14 protein-coding genes, 2 tRNA genes and 3 rRNA genes are annotated in these 21,318 nt (G+C 34.6%); 5 read left to right on the top strand and 14 right to left on the bottom strand.

All coding sequences use genetic code 11. The annotated features are described in order from the left end of the window. The first annotated feature begins 8 nt into the window (after positions 1 to 8). Positions 9 to 1,841: a PLP-dependent transferase gene (locus tag WHD54_RS00175; protein WP_088324910.1), complete on the top strand. Its 1,833-nt coding sequence runs from the start codon at positions 9 to 11 to the stop codon at positions 1,839 to 1,841. Positions 1,842 to 1,908: 67 nt separating this feature from the next. Here WHD54_RS00175 and leuB read toward each other — a convergent pair whose 3' ends face one another. The 4 genes from leuB to leuC are packed head-to-tail and all read right to left on the bottom strand — an operon-like array spanning position 1,909 to position 6,596. Next, positions 1,909 to 2,964, bottom strand: a complete 1,056-nt coding sequence (gene leuB, locus WHD54_RS00170) for a 3-isopropylmalate dehydrogenase (protein WP_088324911.1) — start codon at positions 2,962 to 2,964, stop codon at positions 1,909 to 1,911. A gap of 35 nt (positions 2,965 to 2,999) precedes the next feature. Continuing rightward, on the bottom strand, positions 3,000 to 4,520 hold the full coding sequence (locus WHD54_RS00165) for an alpha-isopropylmalate synthase regulatory domain-containing protein (protein ID WP_088324912.1): 1,521 nt from the start codon (positions 4,518 to 4,520) through the stop codon (positions 3,000 to 3,002). Positions 4,521 to 4,561: 41 nt separating this feature from the next. Continuing rightward, on the bottom strand, positions 4,562 to 5,161 hold the full coding sequence (leuD, locus tag WHD54_RS00160; RefSeq protein ID WP_088324913.1) for a 3-isopropylmalate dehydratase small subunit: 600 nt from the start codon (positions 5,159 to 5,161) through the stop codon (positions 4,562 to 4,564). 40 nt (positions 5,162 to 5,201) lie between these two features. Next, positions 5,202 to 6,596, bottom strand: a complete 1,395-nt coding sequence (gene leuC / locus WHD54_RS00155) for a 3-isopropylmalate dehydratase large subunit (RefSeq protein WP_088324914.1) — start codon at positions 6,594 to 6,596, stop codon at positions 5,202 to 5,204. 297 nt (positions 6,597 to 6,893) lie between these two features. On the opposite strand from leuC, the gene WHD54_RS00150 reads away from it, so the two are divergent. After that, a complete protein-coding gene (locus tag WHD54_RS00150) occupies positions 6,894 to 7,427 on the top strand; it encodes a hypothetical protein (protein ID WP_088324915.1) in 534 nt (177 codons plus the stop codon). Positions 7,428 to 7,507: 80 nt separating this feature from the next. On the opposite strand, the gene WHD54_RS00145 is transcribed toward WHD54_RS00150, so the two are convergent. Then, positions 7,508 to 8,356, bottom strand: coding sequence for an IS3 family transposase (locus tag WHD54_RS00145; protein WP_340767760.1), 849 nt, complete (start codon positions 8,354 to 8,356; stop codon positions 7,508 to 7,510). Continuing rightward, on the bottom strand, positions 8,302 to 8,760 hold the full coding sequence (locus WHD54_RS00140) for a helix-turn-helix domain-containing protein (protein ID WP_340766635.1): 459 nt from the start codon (positions 8,758 to 8,760) through the stop codon (positions 8,302 to 8,304). The genes WHD54_RS00145 and WHD54_RS00140 overlap by 55 nt, the downstream gene beginning before the upstream one ends. Positions 8,761 to 8,982: 222 nt before the next feature. On the opposite strand from WHD54_RS00140, the gene WHD54_RS00135 reads away from it, so the two are divergent. Together WHD54_RS00135 and WHD54_RS00130 are read left to right on the top strand one after the other, a co-directional pair. Further along, complete coding sequence (locus WHD54_RS00135; RefSeq protein ID WP_088324924.1) at positions 8,983 to 9,519, top strand: YfiT family bacillithiol transferase; 537 nt, start codon at positions 8,983 to 8,985, stop codon at positions 9,517 to 9,519. Beyond that, positions 9,516 to 9,863, top strand: coding sequence for a tRNA-binding protein (locus WHD54_RS00130; RefSeq protein WP_317043164.1), 348 nt, complete (start codon positions 9,516 to 9,518; stop codon positions 9,861 to 9,863). The genes WHD54_RS00135 and WHD54_RS00130 overlap by 4 nt, the downstream gene beginning before the upstream one ends. A 223-nt stretch (positions 9,864 to 10,086) precedes the next feature. On the opposite strand, the gene WHD54_RS00125 is transcribed toward WHD54_RS00130, so the two are convergent. The 8 genes from WHD54_RS00125 to WHD54_RS00090 form a co-directional block, all read right to left on the bottom strand. Continuing rightward, complete coding sequence (locus WHD54_RS00125; RefSeq protein ID WP_088324925.1) at positions 10,087 to 12,585, bottom strand: M14 family metallopeptidase; 2,499 nt, start codon at positions 12,583 to 12,585, stop codon at positions 10,087 to 10,089. A gap of 137 nt (positions 12,586 to 12,722) precedes the next feature. Further along, positions 12,723 to 12,832 (bottom strand): 5S ribosomal RNA (rrf, locus tag WHD54_RS00120). 107 nt (positions 12,833 to 12,939) lie between these two features. After that, a 23S ribosomal RNA gene (locus WHD54_RS00115) occupies positions 12,940 to 15,820 on the bottom strand. 221 nt (positions 15,821 to 16,041) lie between these two features. Then, positions 16,042 to 16,115, bottom strand: a tRNA-Ala gene (locus WHD54_RS00110). Positions 16,116 to 16,207: 92 nt separating this feature from the next. Next, positions 16,208 to 16,281 (bottom strand) — tRNA-Ile (locus tag WHD54_RS00105). Between the two features lie 86 nt (positions 16,282 to 16,367). Next, positions 16,368 to 17,885: ribosomal RNA gene (locus WHD54_RS00100) — 16S ribosomal RNA — on the bottom strand. The 16S, 23S and 5S rRNA genes sit together here with 2 tRNA genes alongside, the layout of an rRNA operon. Positions 17,886 to 18,589: 704 nt before the next feature. Further along, positions 18,590 to 18,886, bottom strand: a complete 297-nt coding sequence (locus WHD54_RS00095; protein ID WP_088324855.1) for an LETM1 domain-containing protein — start codon at positions 18,884 to 18,886, stop codon at positions 18,590 to 18,592. Positions 18,887 to 18,889: 3 nt separating this feature from the next. Beyond that, the gene (locus WHD54_RS00090; protein WP_088324856.1) at positions 18,890 to 20,050 is read right to left on the bottom strand and encodes a proline dehydrogenase family protein; all 1,161 of its coding nucleotides are present in this window, start codon (positions 20,048 to 20,050) and stop codon (positions 18,890 to 18,892) included. 88 nt (positions 20,051 to 20,138) lie between these two features. Between WHD54_RS00090 and aroB the strand changes: the two genes are divergently transcribed. Beyond that, positions 20,139 to 21,212 carry a 3-dehydroquinate synthase gene (gene aroB / locus WHD54_RS00085; RefSeq protein WP_088324857.1) on the top strand — a complete coding sequence of 358 codons (1,074 nt, stop codon included), beginning with the start codon at positions 20,139 to 20,141 and terminating at the stop codon, positions 21,210 to 21,212. Positions 21,213 to 21,318: the final 106 nt, after the last annotated feature.

Genomic DNA, 21,318 nt, shown 5'->3' with positions numbered 1-21,318 from the left:
AACATACTATGATAAATTACCTAAAAGAAGTTTTAAAAAATATGCCTTCAGATTGGTTACATTTAACTACTCACAGATTAGATATTTATAACGAATCTAAAGCAAAAAAGGAATTTACAGTAGAATTAGAAAACCTATACCAAAAAAATATACATTCCATAAAAGAATTAGAAAATTTACCAACTGCTTATGATTATATTCGATTAGGTCATCCGTTATCTTGCTTGTTAGAATGGAGTATCGCTAAATTAAATAATATCGAGTCAGATAATGTTATTAGCTTTGCCTCAAAAACGACACCTATTTTAGCTATTCTAAGAACCAATTTATTAGAAAATAAAAAAACATTAATTGTTACTGATAATAATCATACAGATTTTTTAGATTCAGAAATTTTAAAAAATGTCTATAATTACAATTTTGAAATTACCACTGAAGAACATTTTATGAATACTCCCAAATTCGATGGAAGTGTTGTTCATGTAACTAATCATACTAAAATTTCACCCTTTTCAAAAAAAATAAAAGCTGATTTCCATCTACATATATTTGATTTTTATGGCAGCATACTTATAATAGAACCAATAAAAAACAATCAATATATTTCAAAAATACAACATGTTAGAAGGCGAGAAACTATCGCTATGACTCCGATAAACTGTTTACATCTTTTACAAAGTTTTGTAAACAAATCTACGTTATCGATTCCTACAAATAACTCTGAGCTAGATAAACATAAGGTTATCAATGCTCTAAAAAAAATTACAAAAACATCATCTAATGCAATTGTTGCTTCTAGTGGTTTATCTATACAATATGCAATTATGATGGGATTGATTCATGATGCAATTGATAATCATCCAACAAAGAAAATAAAATTTATTGTTCCACCTAATTGTTATGGCGGAACCAATGACCAAGCTAGGCGTGTTGCAGAATGTATTGATAATGTAGAAATAGTTGACTTACCGGTAGATGGTGAAAATAACATGGTAAAAAGTACCGAGTTGGTGTTAGAGCGTGTAGCTCTTGATAATGCTGTTCCATATATTATAGCAGAAATACCAACAAACCCTAGAGTTGAAGTGCCAAATTTAAACGACTTACAAAAAGTGTTAAATAAAAAAAGATACACAAAAGACAGAGAAATTGCTGTTAGTCCAGTTTTTATATTGGACCAAACTTTCTGTCCGAATGTAAATTTTTTAGGCGATAATGAAATACTCTCTAATGTTAAAGTTATATCCTATGCCAGCGGCTCAAAGTTTCCAAGTGGTGGAAGATGTACAGCAGGATATTGTGTTACCAATAATAAAGCAACAAAATATCAGCATAAAATTGCAACGCATTTAACAATATGCGACAATGAAGCAACACCGCTTCAATACAAAATACTAGCAGAGCAACTTCCTTCTATGATTACAAGAATAGATGAGGCATATAAAAACACTAAAGAATTTGTAAACTACATTAAAAAAATATTACCCAATTCTAAAATAAATTTTGTTTCTGAAGATTTAGCAGAAATGGGATTTAAACCTTCTGTATTTTCTTTAGACCTACCAACAAAGGGAAATTCTGAGGAAGAGAAAGAAACATACAAAAGAGCACTTAACTTACAATTAATTAATTTAATGATAACTAAAATACCAGACGAAAGTAAATTTTGTGTAAGTTATGGTCAATTAAAAGGTTGCTATTGGACTATACCTGCTACATCAACTCAAGGTACTACTAAAGAAGGAGATAAAGATTATATCGTTAGAACATCAGTTTCTGGTAATTTAAATTTAGCATTACATAAAAAAGTGTTTTTGGAATTTGTAAATAGTATTTCATAAAATAAAAAAGTCATAAAAGCATTTAGTTGCTTTTATGACTTTTTATGTAAGAATAGATAATTTGGAATTAAATACTATTTGCCAACCAATCTCCAACTTCTTTAGTTCCAAAAGCTTTATCTCCATTCGATAAATCTTCAGTAACAATTCCCTTTTCAAGTGCATTATTTACTGCATTTCTAATTGCTTTACCCTCATCTAGCAATCCGAAATTTTCAAACATCATCGCTGCAGATAAAATTGTAGCCATCGGATTTGCTATATTTAAACCTGTTGCTTGAGGGTACGAACCATGAATTGGTTCGAACAAACCAATATTAGCTCCTAATGAAGCACTAGGCATTAACCCCATAGAACCAGATATTACCGAGGCCTCATCTGTTAAAATATCTCCAAATAAATTTTCTGTAATCAAAACATCATAACTATTTGGCCATTGAACCAAGCGCATAGCTACAGCATCTACAAACTCATAAGAAACGGTAACTTCTGGATATTCTTTTTCCATAGACTGAACAGTTTCTCGCCAAAGTCTCGAAGTTTCTAGTACATTAGCTTTGTCTACACAACACAACTTTTTATTTCTTGTCATTGCAAGTTCAAATCCCTTTTTTGCCAATCTAACAACTTCTTTTCTTGTATATACACAATTATCGTAAGCTGTTTCTCCTTCATCTCTTCTACCTTTTTCGCCAAAGTAAATTCCGCCTGTTAACTCTCGTAAAAAAACTAAATCTGTACCTTCTATACGTTCTCTTTTTAAAGGCGATTTATCTAGTAGTGAAGGAAATGTAAAAGTAGGTCTTACATTGGCAAAAAGTCCTAGTTTTTTTCGCATTTTAAGTAATCCTTGCTCAGGTCGTACTTTTGCCGATGGATTGTTATCATATTTTGGGTGACCAATCGCACCAAATAAAACAGCATTTGAGCTTTTACAAATTTCATGTGTTTCATCTGGGTAGGGCTCACCTACTTCATCTATGGCTGCTGCTCCTGTTAATGCAGGTTTCCAGTTAATTTCATGTCCGAATTTTTTAGCTACTGCATCCGAAACTTTAACCGCTTGATCAATAACTTCTGGTCCAATTCCGTCTCCTGCCAAAACAGCAATATTTAATTTCATATTTTGTAAATTATAGTTGTTTTTTCGATAATTATCTATATAATATTTAGCATTTTTTCTGTGGCTTTGATAGCTGAAACAGTTTGATCTGAGTCTAAACCACGGGTTGTAAATTCATGTTTTTCCTTTTTCCAAGTAATAATAGTTTCACACAAAGCATCAGAATGACTTCCGGGTGGTATTCTAACAGCATAGTCAATTAAGCTAGGAATTTCTCTTTTGCTATGAGTTTTATATAGTTTTCTTAATGCATTCATAAAAGCATCAAACTGTCCATCTCCTTGTGCATGTGCTTCATAAGAAATACCTTCTACTTTTAACTTTAAAGTAGTAGAGGGTTTCATGCCTTTTGCATGACCGAGCACATAATTTTCTACAATAACTCTTTTTTCTATTGTATCAGAGTCTAACACATCAGAAATAATATAAGGTAAGTCCTCTTGAGATACTACTTCCTTTTTATCTCCTAATTCAATAATACGTTGTGTTACTTTTTTGAGTTCATCATCGTTTAAACGAATTCCTAAGTCTTGTAAGTTTTTTTGAATATTTGCCTTACCAGAAGTTTTTCCTAGAGCATATTTTCGTTTTCTACCAAATCGCTCTGGCAATAAATCATTAAAATATAAATTATTTTTATTGTCTCCATCTGCATGAATACCAGCTGTTTGAGTAAAAACATTTGCACCAACAATTGGTTTATTAACAGGTATTCTAAATCCAGAAAACGTTTCTACCAATTTACTTATTTTATGAAGTGATTTTTCGTTAGTTGTAATGTTTACATCAACTAAAAAATCTTTAATAACAGCCAAAACACTTGCCATCGGTGCGTTTCCTGCTCTTTCTCCCATACCGTTTACCGTTAAGTGTAAACCATTAACTCCTGCTTTTACTGCTTCCATTACATTGGCAACACCTAAATCATAATCATTATGACCGTGAAAATCGATGTGTAATTCAGGATATTTTAATCGTATTTCTTTGAGAAAATCAAAAGTTTCAGTAGGTGTTAAAATACCCAATGTATCTGGTAGTAAAACTCTCTTGATACTTTGTGTGGTTAAAAAGTCTAAGAATTGATATACATAATCTCTAGAGTTTCGCATTCCGTTAGACCAATCCTCTAAATAAACATTTGTTTGAATGTTATTTTTTGCAGCTAATAAAATAGTATTTTTAATATCTTCAAAATGTTCAGTAGGTGTTTTTTTTAATTGATACTTTAAATGATTAAAAGAACCTTTGGTTAATAAATTCTGAACTTTTGCACCAGAGTCTAATAACCATTCTATCGATTTCCCACCATCTACAAATGTTAGCACTTCAATTTTATGAAGATGATTATTTTCTAGTGCCCAGCTAGTTATTTGTTTAACTGCCTTTAGTTCTCCTTCAGAAACTCTTGCAGAGGCAACTTCTATTCTATCTACTTTTAATTCCTCTAACAATAGTTTTGCTATTGTTAATTTTTCTGAAACGGAAAAAGAAACTCCAGAGGTTTGTTCACCATCGCGGAGTGTTGTATCCATTATCTCAACATTTCGAACAATCATCTTTGGAAATAAAAAAGATTAATATTTAAGAGTAATTAAATTTAAAATGGTCTGGTTTGGGCAAATGTTGTTATTTCTTGTTCAATGTTTTTCAGGTAATCTATATCATCAAAACCATTTAACATATTATCTTTTTTGTAGGTGTTAATCTCAAAAAACTCACTTTGCCCTGTAGCTAACAATGTTACTTTCTGGTTTGGTAAATCTACTTCGATAACTGTTTTTGGGTCATTCATAATTGCATCAAACAATGTGTCTGCAAATTTGGGCGAAACTTGAACAGGTAAAACACCAACATTTAAACAGTTCCCTTTAAATATATCTGCAAAAGCTGAAGAAATTACACATCTTAACCCAAAATCATACACAGACCATGCTGCATGTTCTCTTGAAGAACCAGAGCCAAAGTTTCTGCCGGCAACCAAAATTTTAGAACCGCTGTAAATTTCATTATTTAAAGGAAAATCTTTTTTGGGAGTACCATCTGAATTATATCTCCAATCTCTAAAAAAGTTTTTATCAAAATCTACTCTCTCAGTAGCTTTCAAAAACCTAGCAGGAATTATTTGATCTGTATCTACATTTTCAATTGGTAAAGGGTACGCTGTACTTTTTAATACATTAAATTTATCGTAAGCCATTTAATTTTATTTAACTTAAGTTTATTAATTTAAAACACTACTACAATAATGTTCTAGGGTCTGTTACTACTCCTTGAACTGCTGAAGCAGCGGCTACCAACGGAGAGGCTAATAATGTTCTAGAACCTGGTCCTTGTCTTCCTTCAAAGTTTCTATTTGAGGTAGAAACGGATAGTTTTCCAGCAGGAATTTTATCATCATTCATGGCTAAACAAGCAGAACAACCTGGTTCTCTTAACTCGAAACCAGCTTCTGAAATAATAGTATCTAAACCTTCTTCTTTAATTTGTGCCACAACTTTATGGGAACCAGGAACTAACCAAGCAGTTACATTCGATGCTTTTTTTCTTCCTTTAACAATAGAGCAAAAAGCTCTAAAATCTTCAATTCTTCCATTAGTACAGGAGCCTAAAAACACAAAATCTATAGGCTTACCAATCATGGCTTCTCCTTCGTTAAAAGACATATAACCTAGAGATTTTTTGTAAGTTTCTGCACCTCCTTCTGCATCTGCAGCCATTGGTATAGATTTTGAAACTCCTATTCCCATTCCTGGATTAGTACCATAAGTAATCATCGGTTCAATATCTGAGGCATTGTAAGTAAACTCGGCGTCAAAGGTTGCACCCTCATCGGTGTAAAGTGTTTCCCAGTACTCCATAGCTTTGTCCCAATCTTTACCCTTCGGTGTTTTAGAACGACCTTTAATATATTCGAAAGTTTTATTATCTGGCGCTATCATTCCGCCTCTTGCTCCCATTTCTATAGATAAGTTACAAACTGTCATTCTCCCTTCCATAGACATTTCTCGGAAAACATCTCCTGCATATTCTACAAAAAAACCAGTTGCACCAGAAGTTGTTTGCTTAGATATTATATACAAAGCAACATCTTTTGGTGTAACACCAGAACCTAATTTGCCGTTTACACTAATACGCATTTTTTTTGGTTTTGGTTGCATAATGCACTGAGTAGATAATACCATTTCTACTTCTGATGTACCAATACCAAAAGCAATTGCTCCAAAAGCGCCATGGGTAGAAGTATGAGAGTCTCCACAAACTATAGTTGCACCCGGTAATGTAATTCCGTTTTCTGGACCAACAACGTGCACTATTCCATTATTTTCATCTCCAAGTCCCCAGTGAGAAATACCATACTTAGCGGCGTTCTTTTCTAGAGCATCTAATTGATTAGCCGATAGCGAATCTTTTACAGGTAAATGTTGATTAATTGTTGGTGTATTATGGTCTGCAGTTGCAAATGTTTTTTCTGGATACAGAACTGTATTTCCTCTACTTTCTAATCCTAAAAAAGCAACAGGACTTGTAACTTCATGAATAAAATGACGATCTATGAAAAAAACATCAGGTCCGTCTTTTACACTACGAACTACATGAGAATCCCAAACTTTGTCAAATAATGTTTTTGCCATTTTTTATTTTTTTATCTAAAATAATCAATTACCAAAAGTAACAAATAATTAAAGTTTTTATCCTCTTTGTAACTACTGTGCATTATTTCTAACACTTTCTAACTTCTGTAAATACTTAAAAAACAACATTTTAATCATTTTATCCATACGATGTCTAGTGGAAAGTGAAATTTACTTTTTACTTAAATTAATAAATTGAATACATTTTTTTATAAACGCTACAGATTATAATCAAAAAAAACTTTTTTTAATGCTATTTTTTATACATTGTAGGAGCAATTAAAATAACAGTTATCAATGAAAAAAACAGTTGTACTACTTTTAACATTCTTACTATTCTTTTCCTGCTCTCCTCAAAAAAATTCAGAAAATTTTATAAAAGAGTTTTCTGGAAGATATCTTTTTAATGCTAATGAGGTAATAGAAATTTATTTTAAAAATAATGAGCTTTTTATTAAATGGAGAGGTGATGAAAATATTCGACCTTTAAAAGTAAACGATAGTACGTTTTACATGAAAGAATTAAATGAAAAAATCATATTTATTTCAAAGCCCAATGTTCATATTGAACTTGCTGAAAAAGTGGAACATAAAGGAGAGAAGTATTTTTTTAAAAAACTAAAACAAAACGAAAAAACTCCACTAGAATTAGTTGAAAGTGGAGAATTTGACAAAGCGTTACAAGCATATCTAAAAATAAAAAAACAAGATTCTTTAAACCTTAGTATCAGTAGAAGTACAATAAATAAATTAGGGTACAGTTTTCTTAGAAAAAATCAAAACAAAAAGGCAATAGAAATTTTTAAAATAAATTGTATTATACTGATATAGGTTGACTTTTTTTTTACACGTTCAAACAATTTTTTTCAGCCTTTAAAGAGGTAAAAAAATAATTTGAACTAATTAAGTTATTAGATCTTTATTTCAGGTAAATTTACATTATTTTTTCGATATGATTTGTATTTGATATTAGGGTTGAGATGCACTTCTGCCGGATTTCTTAACGCTAGACTATAATGCAACCTTAAATTGTTGTAGATGTGTACAGCTTGTTTAGTCATTTTTTGGGCTAAATGGGTGTTTTTAATGGTTTGTTTTAACCCATATTCATATTTAAGAGTTCTATTGATACGTTCGGCAACTGCATTTTCATACGGATCGTATTGCTCAGTCATACTCATTGTGATTCCGTTACTTTCAGCAAAATCAGTGTATTTAGGATTACAGTACTGAAAACCTCTATCGGAATGATGTACAAGCTTTTTATTGGGATATTTTCTATTTTTAATAGCCATAGCAAGCGCGTCCTTACAAAGCGATGTTTTCATATGATTGTCGATTTTATAGCCCATAATTTGCTTAGAATAAGCATCTGTAACTAAGGCTAAATAGTTGTGCCCGTTTTCGGTTTTAATGTATGTGATATCGCTTACCCAAAGTTGTTCAGGACGATTAGGAACGTGGTCTTTCACTAGGTTTTTATATTTCTTATACATATGGTTAGAGTTTGTTGTGGTGATGTAATTTTTGCGTTTAGGAATCAGTAAGTTATTGCTTCTTAGAAATCGATAGAACTTGTCTCTTCCCATTTTAATATCCGCATTAATGAAGTCTTTTTTGAGGGCATGGTATAGTTTTACACCACCAGTTTTAGATCCTACAGATTTGCGATAATCCTTAACCATTTTGATTAGCTTTTGTTGGTCTATTTGTTGTTTTTGTTGTGTTTTGAGTCTTTTGTAGAAAGCTTGTTTACTAATCCCAAAACACTCATAGAACCACTTTCTTTTAAACGGTTTTTCTTTTTTTGTTCTATCTCTTTTGCTAATGTTTTGGGCAATGACTTTTTTGACATATCGACTCCTGTAATGAGTTCCATATCTGCAATAATATCTTGCTGAAAGTCCTTTACAAACTCTAGTTCTTCAATTTTTTCCTTAAGTTTTTTAATTTGATCGTTTTTGCTCATACCTATGTTTTGTTGCACTAAGGTACTATATTTTCTCAACCAATAAGTAATTGTTGTTCTAGGAATATCATATTTTTTAGAAGCAGCACTTCTAGATAATTGTCCGTTTAAGATTTGGTCAACGACTAAAAGTTTGGTTTCTAGAGTTGCTTTTTGGTAGCTTTTTTTTAGCCAGTGTTCATTTTTTGTTTTCATAAGTGACTGTAATTAATGGTTTAATTTTTAGTCAACCTATTTCAGGAAAGTACCAATACCCAATTATACACAAATAACTCTAATGCTTATAATAGTTTGGCAGAAGCATTTTTAAAAAATAAAGACACTTTAAAGGCCATAGAAAATTACAAGAAATCAACATCTATTAACCCAGAAAATAGAAACTCTACAAGAATGTTAAAAATATTGAATAAATAATAAATGAATATTGAGACTCTAAAATATCCGATTGGTCAGCCAAGTATTCCTGAAAACATCTCAGAAAAAGACATCATTAATTGGATTGCGATTCTAGAGGAATTTCCAAAATCACTTGAAGAATTAGTTAAAAACCTTTCTGAAGAACAGTTAAATACAACCTATAAGCCAAATGGTTGGACAATAAAACAGGTTATTCATCATTGTTATGATAGTCATCATAATTCTTATAATAGATTTAAATGGGCATTAACTGAAAATACACCAACAATAAAACCTTACTACGAAGAAAGATGGGCAGCTTTAAAAGACTCTAAAGAAGCACCAATATCACTTTCCATTAATGCCTTAAGAACGTTACACGCAAAATGGGTATATTTATTAAATACGTTAAACTTCAAAGAATTGGAGAAAAGTTTTTATCACCCAACCGATAAAAAAGAAATTTCTTTAAAAGAAAGCATCGCAATATATGCATGGCACTGTAATCATCATTTTGCACATATTAAAGAACTATTAAAACGTAAAAATTGGCTTTGAAAACTATAAAAGAAAAAATTACAATTAACGATTTTAATAAAATTGATATACGAGTTGGTACAATAATAGAAGTAAAAGATTTTCCTATTGCTAATAAGGCGGCTTTTCAATTAAAAGTCGACTTTGGACAATTAGGAATACGAAAAACAAGTGCACAAATAACAGGTAATTATACGATACAAAACCTAATAAATAGAAAAATAATTGCCATATTAAACTTTAAACCAAAGCAAATTGCAAATTTCATGAGCGAAATACTTGTGCTTGGTGTACATGATGATATAGGAGAAGTAGTTTTGCTAAAAACACTGAATTCAGTGAAAGATGGAACTAGTGTTACATAAACTTTATTTCGTTTCCTTTATTAAAACTTAATATAAATAATTCTAAAATTTTAACCTATTTTAATAAAATAGCTAGATAACCACAATCTTAATATAAATCTGAAGGTATAAGAAATTTTACCACAAAAAGAAACTCATAGCAAACTCTATAAAAATAAATAAATTCCTAAAAAATAGCCTATTATAATTATAATAGGCTATTTTTTTTAAGAATTCTTAGATATTACATTTTATCCCCAAAGAAAATTGCATTCATCAATAATTTATTGGTACCAAACCAAAAACCTCTAAAATTTGTATTATCAGTAAAAATAATTACTTGACCACGTCCTAAGCTTTGAGTTTTAAAGGGTACCGTATTTTTAATTAGTTTTGCATTTTCTTTTGATATATAACCACTTAATAAAGGGCTTGTTGTATATTGAATAGGATTATTATAACTTCTTTTATCAGGTTCAATAAATAAAGTAGAATTTCTAAACAATGCTATTTGATTATTTTTGTATCCAAAATTTATAGGATGCGATCTGTCTATTTTAGCTTCAAAAATTGCGCCGCCTATTACTTGAGCTCCTGACTGTAAAGATCTATTTTCGAAAGTGACATTTTTAATTGTATCAATAGAAGATTTTTTAAAATTAAGGTTTATAAATTTATTATTACTTAACCATCTTGCAGTATTCTTATAACCTATTAAAACGCCTCCTCTTTTTACCCAAGTTTTCAATTTTTCTTCAGTATTTTTTCCCAAACTATAGCTATTCGGAATAATAATGGTGGTATACTTACTAATATCCACACTATTAAAATAACTCATATCTATTCTTGTTAAAGGAATATTAAAGCGTTGGTCTAACAAATGCCATATTTCTCCAGAATCATTACCAGTAATTCCATTACCTACAAGCATAGCTACTTTAGGAACAGTTATTGGTCTAAAATTGTTTGATCCCAAATCTATTCCATTATTTAAACCTGTACTAACTCCATTTATTTGAACTGCAGTATTTGATACCGAAGTATTTAAAAAATTATACAATTCTTCAGATGATAGCTTTTGATTCTGAACAGGAATAAAAATTGTACCATATTCATAAGATATATTACTGTTCGTAAAATTTTTCATAGACACTTTTGCTCTAATTCCTTTTTTAAGAATTGCGTTTAAAACCTTTGGAGTATAAAATTCATTCCACGGCATTAAATAACCATAATCACTTTTCATAGAAATACTTCCTTCCTTAAAAAAAAGCTCATCAATTTCATCACCAGCTTTAGAAAGTGATATGTTTTCCTCATAATCAACACCAAAAGAATGATTAAAAGTCCAAGCAGAAACATCATAAAATAAACTGTCAGCAAACTTTTTACGAACATCAAACATCGCTTTTACTAATCGATGATTTTGCTGATTCATCGGAACAACATAACTATATCCTTTCTTAAATATTTTATTATTTATTACAAAATCTTGATTTACTTCATGAATCTTAACTTGATGTCTCTTTAATACTTCAGCTAAATGATAAGTCTTTGCAGCGTCTTTTTCATCACCAAAAACTATTGCCTTATTTGAATATGTTTTTTTAGAATCCTTAAAAAAATCTTGTTGATATTGTAGAATTTTTACACGCATACTGTTTGCAGCCTCTAAGGTAGATAATGCAGCAGTAAATTGATTTTTAATAGTAAAAGGAAAAGTTAAAATCCCATTTGAAGTTTCTTGAGCGTGTCCTCTAGAACTTGCTTGTTCAAATAAAATTCCAATACTACCATTTATGTCAGGAAAAGTAGATCCTTTCCCATAATAAAAGTCATCAAAACTCTCCTCTGAATAATATAAAGAGCCAATTTTATCAAAAGCTTTTGCATGATATGTTGCTATTTCTTTAGTCAATTCTTGATTTAACTTGGGAGTTAAAGGATTTGTCCTACTTGGAATACCTGGCTGAAAGAAAAAACTAGAATTACTTCCCATTTCATGGTGATCGGTTAAAATATTTGGCATCCATTTATGAAAAGTAGCTATTCTTGCCTTGCTTTCAGGTAATTGAACAGGTAGCCAATCTCTATTCATATCAAATTGATAATGGTTAGTTCTTCCTCTTGGCCATATTTCATTATACTCTCTATCGTTTGGATCTGGATTAATGTTTTTACTTCTATTTGTATTCGCCCAATATGCAAAACGTTGCAATCCATCAGGATTAAAAGATGGATCTAATAAAATAATAGTATTATCAAGCATCTTATTAATTTCTGGTCCTTCTGCCGCTGCTAAATAGTAAGCCAATGCTAATGCTGCATTAGAACCACTAGGCTCATTTCCATGAATGGAAAAACCTTGATATACAATAATTGGACTTTTAGAAACATCTTCAGATGAATTGTTAATTGCTCTCAAATGGGTATTTCTTATTTTTTCTATTTCAGAGTGATTTTTTTGCGATGTTATTGTTAACAATAAAAGTGGCCTATCCTCATATGTAAAACCTCTGTTCTCTATACTTATTCTATCTGATGACGCAGCTAATGATTTCATATACTCAACCAATTTATCATGAGTAATATGCCACTCTCCTACCTCATGACCTATCACTGATTTTGGTGTTGGAATATCAGAATTAAACGTTACGTTTTTAGGAAGATAATAAGATAGATCTACTTTTTGAGAAAAAAGAGAAGCTGTCGTAAATATAAGTAAGAATACTATTTTTTTCATTCTAAAAAATTTTAATGTGATTATCAAATATAACAATTTAGCTTAAGATTTAGGTATTAGTTATTGAGAAGTGTTAACAAAAAAAGCCTTGTATCAAATGATACAAGGCTTTTACATATTCTATGTAAAGAATATAAGAAAGGCAGCGACCTACTCTCCCACAATAATGCAGTACCATCGGCGCTATTAGGCTTAACTTCTCTGTTCGGAATGGGAAGAGGTGAGCCCTAATGCTATAACCACCCTAAAATTTTCAGCTACGTGTTCACATAACTGTATAAAATTAACATATGGTAAAATAAGATCGTAAGCAACAAACTAAAAAAGAGTGGCTCCCGCCTTGCGGCGGGAAACGTACATAAGTCTATGGGTTATTAGTACTACTTGGCTATGACATTACTGCCTTTACACCTATAGCCTATCAACGTGGTCATCTTCCACGACCCTTTAAAGAAATCTCATCTTGTGGTGGGTTTCGCGCTTATATGCTTTCAGCGCTTATCCCTTCCCGACGTAGCTACCCTGCCATGCTTCTGGCGAAACAACAGGTACACTAGAGGTCAGTCCAACTCGGTCCTCTCGTACTAGAGTCAGATCCACGCAAATTTCTAACGCCCACAGCAGATAGAGACCGAACTGTCTCACGACGTTCTGAACCCAGCTCGCGTGCCACTTTAATGGGCGAACAGCCCAACCCTTGGGACCTTCTCCAGCCCCAGGATGTGACGAGCCGACATCGAGGTGCCAAACCCCCCCGTCGATATGAGCTCTTGGGGGAGATCAGCCTGTTATCCCCGGAGTACCTTTTATCCTTTGAGCGATGGCCCTTCCATGCGGAACCACCGGATCACTATGCTCTTGTTTCCAACCTGATCGACCTGTATGTCTCTCAGTCAAGCACCCTTATGCCATTGCACTCTACGCACGGTTACCAAGCGTGCTGAGGGTACCTTTAGAAGCCTCCGTTACTCTTTTGGAGGCGACCACCCCAGTCAAACTACCCACCAAGCACTGTCCTCATCTCTGAGTTAGACTCTAGATAAGCAAAGGGTGGTATTTCAAGGATGACTCCACAACGCCTAGCGACGCCGCTTCATAGTCTCCCACCTATCCTACACATTACTTATCCAAAGCCAATACTAAGCTATAGTAAAGGTTCACGGGGTCTTTTCGTCCCGCTGCGGGTAATCGGCATCTTCACCGATACTACAATTTCACCGAGCTCATGGCTGAGACAGTGTCCAGATCGTTGCACCATTCGTGCAGGTCGGAACTTACCCGACAAGGAATTTCGCTACCTTAGGACCGTTATAGTTACGGCCGCCGTTTACTGGGGCTTCATTTCACTGCTTCGCAAATGCTAACAACTCCACTTAACCTTCCAGCACCGGGCAGGTGTCAGGCCTTATACATCATCTTTCAATTTAGCAAAGCCCTGTGTTTTTGATAAACAGTCGCCTGGACCTTTTCACTGCGGCCACGCCAAAGGCGTGGCGACCCTTCTCCCGAAGTTACGGGTCTATTTTGCCTAGTTCCTTAGCCATGAATCTCTCGAGCACCTTAGAATTCTCATCCCAACTACCTGTGTCGGTTTACGGTACGGGTTCTTATAACCTGAAGCTTAGAGGTTTTTCTTGGAAGCCTTTAGGCACACTATCCACGCAGCCGAAGCCTTATGGTACTATCAACCTTCTCCAAAATCTGCGGATTTGCCTACAGATCCTATAGATACAGCCTTCAACGAACTATTCCGTCAGTTCGCGGTGCTTTCAATACTCCGTCACCCCATCGCAATTATAAGAAGTACGGGAATATTAACCCGTTGGCCATCGACTACTCCCTTCGGATTCGCCTTAGGACCCGACTAACCCTCAGCTGATTAGCATCGCTGAGGAAACCTTAGTCTTTCGGTGGGGGCGTTTCTCACACCCCTTATCGTTACTTATGCCTACATTTTCTTTTGTAAACACTCCAGCATATCTTACAATACACCTTCTACGCAGTTTACAATGCTCCCCTACCACTTGTATTAATACAAATCCATAGCTTCGGTAATATGTTTATGCCCGATTATTATCCATGCTCGTCCGCTCGACTAGTGAGCTGTTACGCACTCTTTAAATGAATGGCTGCTTCCAAGCCAACATCCTAGCTGTCTGGGCAGACAAACCTCGTTTTTTCAACTTAACATATATTTGGGGACCTTAGCTGATGGTCTGGGTTCTTTCCCTCTCGGACATGGACCTTAGCACCCATGCCCTCACTGCTGAGAAACATTTTATAGCATTCGGAGTTTGTCAGGAATTGGTAGGCGGTGAAGCCCCCGCATCCAATCAGTAGCTCTACCTCTATAAAACTTTTACTCAACGCTGCACCTAAATGCATTTCGGGGAGTACGAGCTATTTCCGAGTTTGATTGGCCTTTCACCCCTACCCACAGGTCATCCAAAGACTTTTCAACGTCAACTGGTTCGGTCCTCCACTATGTGTTACCACAGCTTCAACCTGCCCATGGGTAGATCACTCGGTTTCGCGTCTACTACTACTAACTAAAGCGCCCTATTCAGACTCGCTTTCGCTACGGCTCCAATTCTTAAAATCTTAACCTTGCTAGAAACAGTAACTCGTAGGCTCATTATGCAAAAGGCACGCCGTCACCACATAAATGCAGCTCCGACCGCTTGTAGGCGTACGGTTTCAGGTTCTATTTCACTCCCTTACTTAGGGTTCTTTTCACCTTTCCCTCACGGTACTAGTTCACTATCGGTCTCTCAGGAGTATTTAGCCTTACCGGATGGTCCCGGTGGATTCATACAGGATTACTCGTGTCCCGCACTACTCAGGATACCAATATCAATAACTTATCTTACTTATAAGGGACTATCACCCGCTATGGTCTGTCTTTCCAAACAGTTCTAATTCAATAAGCATCAAATGTCTTGGTCCTACAACCCCAATGCTGCCGTAACAACATTGGTTTGGGCTAATCCGCGTTCGCTCGCCACTACTAACGGAATCACTATTGTTTTCTCTTCCTCCGGTTACTTAGATGTTTCAGTTCACCGGGTTCACTTCTCTTGCGAGATGTCATGTCTTCAACATGACGGGTTGCCCCATTCGGAGATCTACGGATCAAAAGGTATGTGCCCCTCCCCGTAGCTTTTCGCAGCTTATCACGTCCTTCATCGCCTCTGAGAGCCTAGGCATCCGCCATACGCCCTTACTTAACTTATTGTACTTTTTGCTATAGTATCTCTACTACAACGAGCTCTTTTATATTTTTATAAAAAATCGCTTAAAATATTGCTATTCTAAACGCTCTATCTTTTTGATTCTTACGATATCATTTTACCAATATGTCAATGAACGTTACAAATCAAAACCGATAATAATATATCAATCTTGATCCTTACAATACCCTTAAGATAATATACATCATCTCTTGGCATTACCTAGTGGAGAATATCGGAGTCGAACCGATGACCTCTTGCGTGCAAGGCAAGCGCTCTAGCCAACTGAGCTAATCCCCCATTAATTGAAATTCAGAATTACGAATTCAGAATTGACAATGTAGAATTCTCTAGCTTCTAGAATTTCCTATAACTAATTACTTTATAAATTGTAGTCCCGGGCAGACTCGAACTGCCGACCTCTACATTATCAGTGTAGCGCTCTAACCAGCTGAGCTACGAGACTAGAATAGCTTGAATTAAGTAACTTGTTGTATAAAATTAACAGCAAAGAGTAAAAATCCCCTTTTGTAACTCACCATCTTTCTCTAGAAAGGAGGTGTTCCAGCCGCACCTTCCGGTACGGCTACCTTGTTACGACTTAGCCCTAGTTACCAGTTTTACCCTAGGCGGCTCCTCTCGGTGACCGACTTCAGGCACTCCCAGCTTCCATGGCTTGACGGGCGGTGTGTACAAGGCCCGGGAACGTATTCACCGGATCATGGCTGATATCCGATTACTAGCGATTCCAGCTTCACGGAGTCGAGTTGCAGACTCCGATCCGAACTGTGATATGGTTTATAGATTTGCTCTCTGTTGCCAGATGGCTGCTCATTGTCCATACCATTGTAGCACGTGTGTGGCCCAGGACGTAAGGGCCGTGATGATTTGACGTCATCCCCACCTTCCTCACGGTTTGCACCGGCAGTCTCGTTAGAGTCCCCATCTTTACATGCTGGCAACTAACGACAGGGGTTGCGCTCGTTATAGGACTTAACCTGACACCTCACGGCACGAGCTGACGACAACCATGCAGCACCTTGTAATATGTCCGAAGAAAAAACTATCTCTAGTCCTGTCATACTACATTTAAGCCCTGGTAAGGTTCCTCGCGTATCATCGAATTAAACCACATGCTCCACCGCTTGTGCGGGCCCCCGTCAATTCCTTTGAGTTTCAGTCTTGCGACCGTACTCCCCAGGTGGGATACTTATCACTTTCGCTTAGTCACTGAGGTAAACCCCAACAACTAGTATCCATCGTTTACGGCGTGGACTACCAGGGTATCTAATCCTGTTCGCTCCCCACGCTTTCGTCCATGAGCGTCAGTACATACGTAGTAGACTGCCTTCGCAATCGGTATTCTGTGTAATATCTATGCATTTCACCGCTACACTACACATTCTATCTACTTCCATATGACTCAAGTCAACCAGTATCAAAGGCAGTTCCATAGTTAAGCTATGGGATTTCACCTCTGACTTAATCGACCGCCTGCGGACCCTTTAAACCCAATGATTCCGGATAACGCTCGGACCCTCCGTATTACCGCGGCTGCTGGCACGGAGTTAGCCGGTCCTTATTCTTACAGTACCGTCAAGCTGGTATACATACCAGTGTTTCTTCCTGTATAAAAGCAGTTTACAACCCATAGGGCAGTCTTCCTGCACGCGGCATGGCTGGATCAGAGTTGCCTCCATTGTCCAATATTCCTCACTGCTGCCTCCCGTAGGAGTCTGGTCCGTGTCTCAGTACCAGTGTGGGGGATCTCCCTCTCAGGACCCCTACCTATCAAAGTCATGGTAAGCCGTTACCTTACCATCTAACTAATAGGACGCATAGCCATCTCTTACCAATAAATCTTTAAATTAATCCCGATGCCGAAACTAAATACTATAGAGCATTAATCTTCATTTCTAAAGGCTATTCTCTAGTAAAAGGTAGGTTCTATACGCGTTACGCACCCGTGCGCCGGTCGTCATCTGTGCAAGCACAATGTTACCCCTCGACTTGCATGTGTTAAGCCTGCCGCTAGCGTTCATCCTGAGCCAGGATCAAACTCTTCATTGTATATCTTTATAATATGAATGAATAAGTTTCAAAAGAATTTACACTATTATATAATAATGCGGTTATTCTACTCTTTGTTTACGCTGTCAATTTCAATATTTTCAATGAACTTATTTAGTATCCTAAAACACTAAAATTGTAGAAATGTTAGACTCGAACTAACTAACTTTACCTAAATAAAATTATTCCAAAATCCCTTAATGAACTATAGCCGTTTTCTTAGCGGGTGCAAACTTAAAACTTATTTCTTAATACCACAAGAAAAATTAAAAACTTTTTTTTTCGCAAAAAAAACAAACTAAGCAATGAACTTCACTAACCAAAATAAATTGCCGTTAGCGGGTGCAAATATACACCCTATTTTAAACCTCACAACTATTTTTAAAGCGTTTTTTACCCTTTTTTGAAAATAAAATGTAAATAGCTGGTAAAAAGGAGGTTAAAGATAGAAAAAAAGCAACACAAACACAAGAAATTGAATCCTATTTTTAAAAAAGTAAAAAACAACTTTAAAAACAAGGGTTAAGGATTGAAATGGCATCCTTTTTTGGAAACTATACACTTAACTATAGATAAAAATAAATACCTCGAAAAAAAATAAATCAGCAAAAAAACAAAACCAAAAAAGATATAATGTAAAGCCTGACCTTTTCTTAAAAAAAGGAAACCCACACAAAAAAAAAAACTAATTGCTGCGCTTGGATTTACTTTTTATCACTTGGTAGGTCTTCACGAAAAGCCGAGGGAAGAATATCTGGAATCAATTTTATTAATAATGGTAATAACAGCGCGCCGCCAGGAAGCATAAATACGGTAAAAGCTGGAATTGCTTTACAAATGTCTAGCAACTGGATTTTAACTTTTTGCTTTTCTTCTTCAGATAAAGTTGTTTTGGTCGCTTTTTTAATGAGCTGCATTGCCTCTTTGCTTTGCAATAGCTCTTGATGCAAACGCAGCTTATTTCTATGAAGTAGCAGTTTTATTTCATCTATGGACTGCATATTTTACTTTTTTCTTCGCTTTCGCTCTGTTTGCAATAAATTGAGCTCTCTACTTGTTTGCCCAGCAACAGATGTGTTTTCTTCTGCCCTTCTTATTAAGTAAGGCATTACATCTCTAACGGGACCAAAAGGCAAATATTTTGCCACATTATACCCTAGAGAAGACAGGTTAAAGCTAATATTGTCGCTCATGCCATATAATTGACCAAACCACAAACGGTTGTCTTCTTTAGAAATGGCGTGTTTACTTGCCAAATCCATTACCAGATAAGAGCTTAGTTCGTTGTGTGTACCTGCAAATAAAGCCATGTCTTTATATTGCAACATATAAGTAACAGCTGCATCGTAATTTATGTCTGTAGCTAATTTATCTGAACAAATAGGAGACTCGTATCCTTTCTCTTCTGCTCTTTTGCGTTCCTTTTCCATGTATGCACCTCGAACAACTTTCATGCCAATATGAAACCCTTCTTTTTGAGCTTTTTGATGCAAAGTTTTTAAATATGCCAATCTATCGTGACGATACATTTGAAGTGTATTAAAGATAAGTGCACGTTCTTTGTTGTAGCGCATCATCATTTCTTCAATTAGATTGTCTGCTGCATCTTGCATCCAACTTTCTTCTGCATCAATTAATAGTGGTACGTTTTTTTGGTGTGCTGCTTTACATACTGTATCGAAACGTTCTTTTACTCGAAGCCACTCTGATTTTTCATCAGCAGTAAGTTCTTTTTTTTCTGTAATTTTTTGAAATAACGCAAAACGACCAAAGCCTGTTGGTTTAAAAACAGCAAAAGGTACTGCTTTCTTCTCTTGACTAAAGTCAATTATTTTGAGAATTTTTTCTAGCGTGTGGTCAAATTCTTCTTCACTTTCTTTTCCTTCTACAGAATAATCCAATACAGATGATACTCCTTTGGTATACAACCTATCTATACTAGAAATACAGTCGTTTTCTGTTATACCACCACAAAAATGATCGAATACCGTTGCGCGAATTAAGCCTTCTACGGGTAAATGGGCTTTTAAAGCGAAATTTGTTAATGCAGTACCTATTTTAACCAATGGTTGGTTTTGAATCATTTTAAAGAGAAAATAGGCTCTTTCTAACTCAGAGTTTGACTTTAAAGAAAAGGCAACTTCAGTATTATCAAAAAGTTTCATTCAAATAAAATTTTATAGTACAAAGATACTCTAAGAGTACAAATAATTCAATATTTTCTTTTTAAATTGCGATTTCAATAAATACAACATGAAATCTATAAAAGCGGTTAGTTACCCTGTTCATTTTCAGGAGAAAGGATATCAAGAATTGACAAATTTAATTGCTAAAAATAATTACTCAACACTTTTTATATTAGTTGATGAGCATACTTTTAGTGATTGTTACCCAAAATTTATTCCACATTTAGCAACCGACAAGCGCATAGAAGTTATAGAAATTGAATCGGGAGAAATTAATAAAAATTTAGAAACCTGTGTTGGTGTTTGGAATGCAATTACAGAACTGGGTGGTGATAGAAATAGTTTAATGATTACCTTGGGTGGTGGAGTTATAACAGATTTAGGAGGCTTTGTGGCTTCTTGTTTTAAGAGAGGTATAGATTTTGTAAATATACCGACAACACTACTTTCTATGGTTGATGCTTCTGTGGGCGGAAAGACGGGTGTTGATTTGGGTGTTTTAAAGAATCAGATTGGATTGTTTGCAAACCCCCAAATGGTTATAGTTGATACTGATTATTTAACCACTGTATCGGAGCGAGAAATAAAATCTGGCATGGCAGAAATTATTAAATATGGAGTTACCTATGATATTCAACTATTTAATGAAATAAAAATAAATAAAAACTTAAATATTAATGATTTAATTTTTAGATCTATAGAGATTAAAAACGAAGTTGTTTTACAAGATCCTAAGGAAAAAAGTCTTCGTAAAATATTAAATTTTGGACATACAATTGGGCATGCAGTTGAGTCTTACCATTTAGAGTCTGTGGATAAAGAAAACCTAACTCATGGTGAGGCAATTGCTATAGGAATGGTTTGTGAAAGTTATATTTCCAACAAACTTTTAAATTTTCCTGGAGAAAAATTAAATGAAATTAAAGAAGTTGTTTTGTCTATTTACGAAAAAGTAACTCTCTTAAAGGAAGATTTTACTGGAATTATAGATTTACTAAAACACGATAAGAAAAATGTTAATGGGCAAGTAAATTTTGTGCTTTTAGAAGATTATGAAAATTATCAATTAGATTGTAAAGTTCCTGAGGAATTGATTGTGGAAAGTCTAGAGTTTTATAAAAATTTACCTTCATCCAAATAATTTTTTTTTGTGTTTGTGTAAGGTTCGTAAACACTTTGTAATAAGCATATAAAAAACTATTTTAATTTTTTACTTACAATGTGTTGATTACAAGTCACTTGCAAAA

This window comes from Polaribacter tangerinus (assembly GCF_038024095.1).
In the GTDB taxonomy this organism is placed as follows: Bacteria; Bacteroidota; Bacteroidia; order Flavobacteriales; family Flavobacteriaceae; genus Polaribacter; species Polaribacter tangerinus.
The sequence above is the reverse complement of the archived record's forward strand: the minus strand, read 5'-3'. Positions and strand labels throughout refer to the sequence as shown.

What these genes read in the sequence shown, in the direction of transcription:
- WHD54_RS00090 (WP_088324856.1), bottom strand. Translation starts at nt 20,050, where the DNA reads ATGAAACTTTTTGATAATACTGAAGTTGCCTTTTCTTTAAAGTCAAAC.
- leuB (WP_088324911.1), bottom strand. Translation starts at nt 2,964, where the DNA reads ATGAAATTAAATATTGCTGTTTTGGCAGGAGACGGAATTGGACCAGAA.
- leuD (WP_088324913.1), bottom strand. Translation starts at nt 5,161, where the DNA reads ATGGCTTACGATAAATTTAATGTATTAAAAAGTACAGCGTACCCTTTA.
- WHD54_RS00135 (WP_088324924.1), top strand. Translation starts at nt 8,983, where the DNA reads ATGAATATTGAGACTCTAAAATATCCGATTGGTCAGCCAAGTATTCCT.
- WHD54_RS00125 (WP_088324925.1), bottom strand. Translation starts at nt 12,585, where the DNA reads ATGAAAAAAATAGTATTCTTACTTATATTTACGACAGCTTCTCTTTTT.
- leuC (WP_088324914.1), bottom strand. Translation starts at nt 6,596, where the DNA reads ATGGCAAAAACATTATTTGACAAAGTTTGGGATTCTCATGTAGTTCGT.
- WHD54_RS00150 (WP_088324915.1), top strand. Translation starts at nt 6,894, where the DNA reads ATGAAAAAAACAGTTGTACTACTTTTAACATTCTTACTATTCTTTTCC.
- WHD54_RS00175 (WP_088324910.1), top strand. Translation starts at nt 9, where the DNA reads ATGATAAATTACCTAAAAGAAGTTTTAAAAAATATGCCTTCAGATTGG.
- aroB (WP_088324857.1), top strand. Translation starts at nt 20,139, where the DNA reads ATGAAATCTATAAAAGCGGTTAGTTACCCTGTTCATTTTCAGGAGAAA.
- WHD54_RS00165 (WP_088324912.1), bottom strand. Translation starts at nt 4,520, where the DNA reads ATGATTGTTCGAAATGTTGAGATAATGGATACAACACTCCGCGATGGT.
- WHD54_RS00140 (WP_340766635.1), bottom strand. Translation starts at nt 8,760, where the DNA reads ATGAAAACAAAAAATGAACACTGGCTAAAAAAAAGCTACCAAAAAGCA.
- WHD54_RS00095 (WP_088324855.1), bottom strand. Translation starts at nt 18,886, where the DNA reads ATGCAGTCCATAGATGAAATAAAACTGCTACTTCATAGAAATAAGCTG.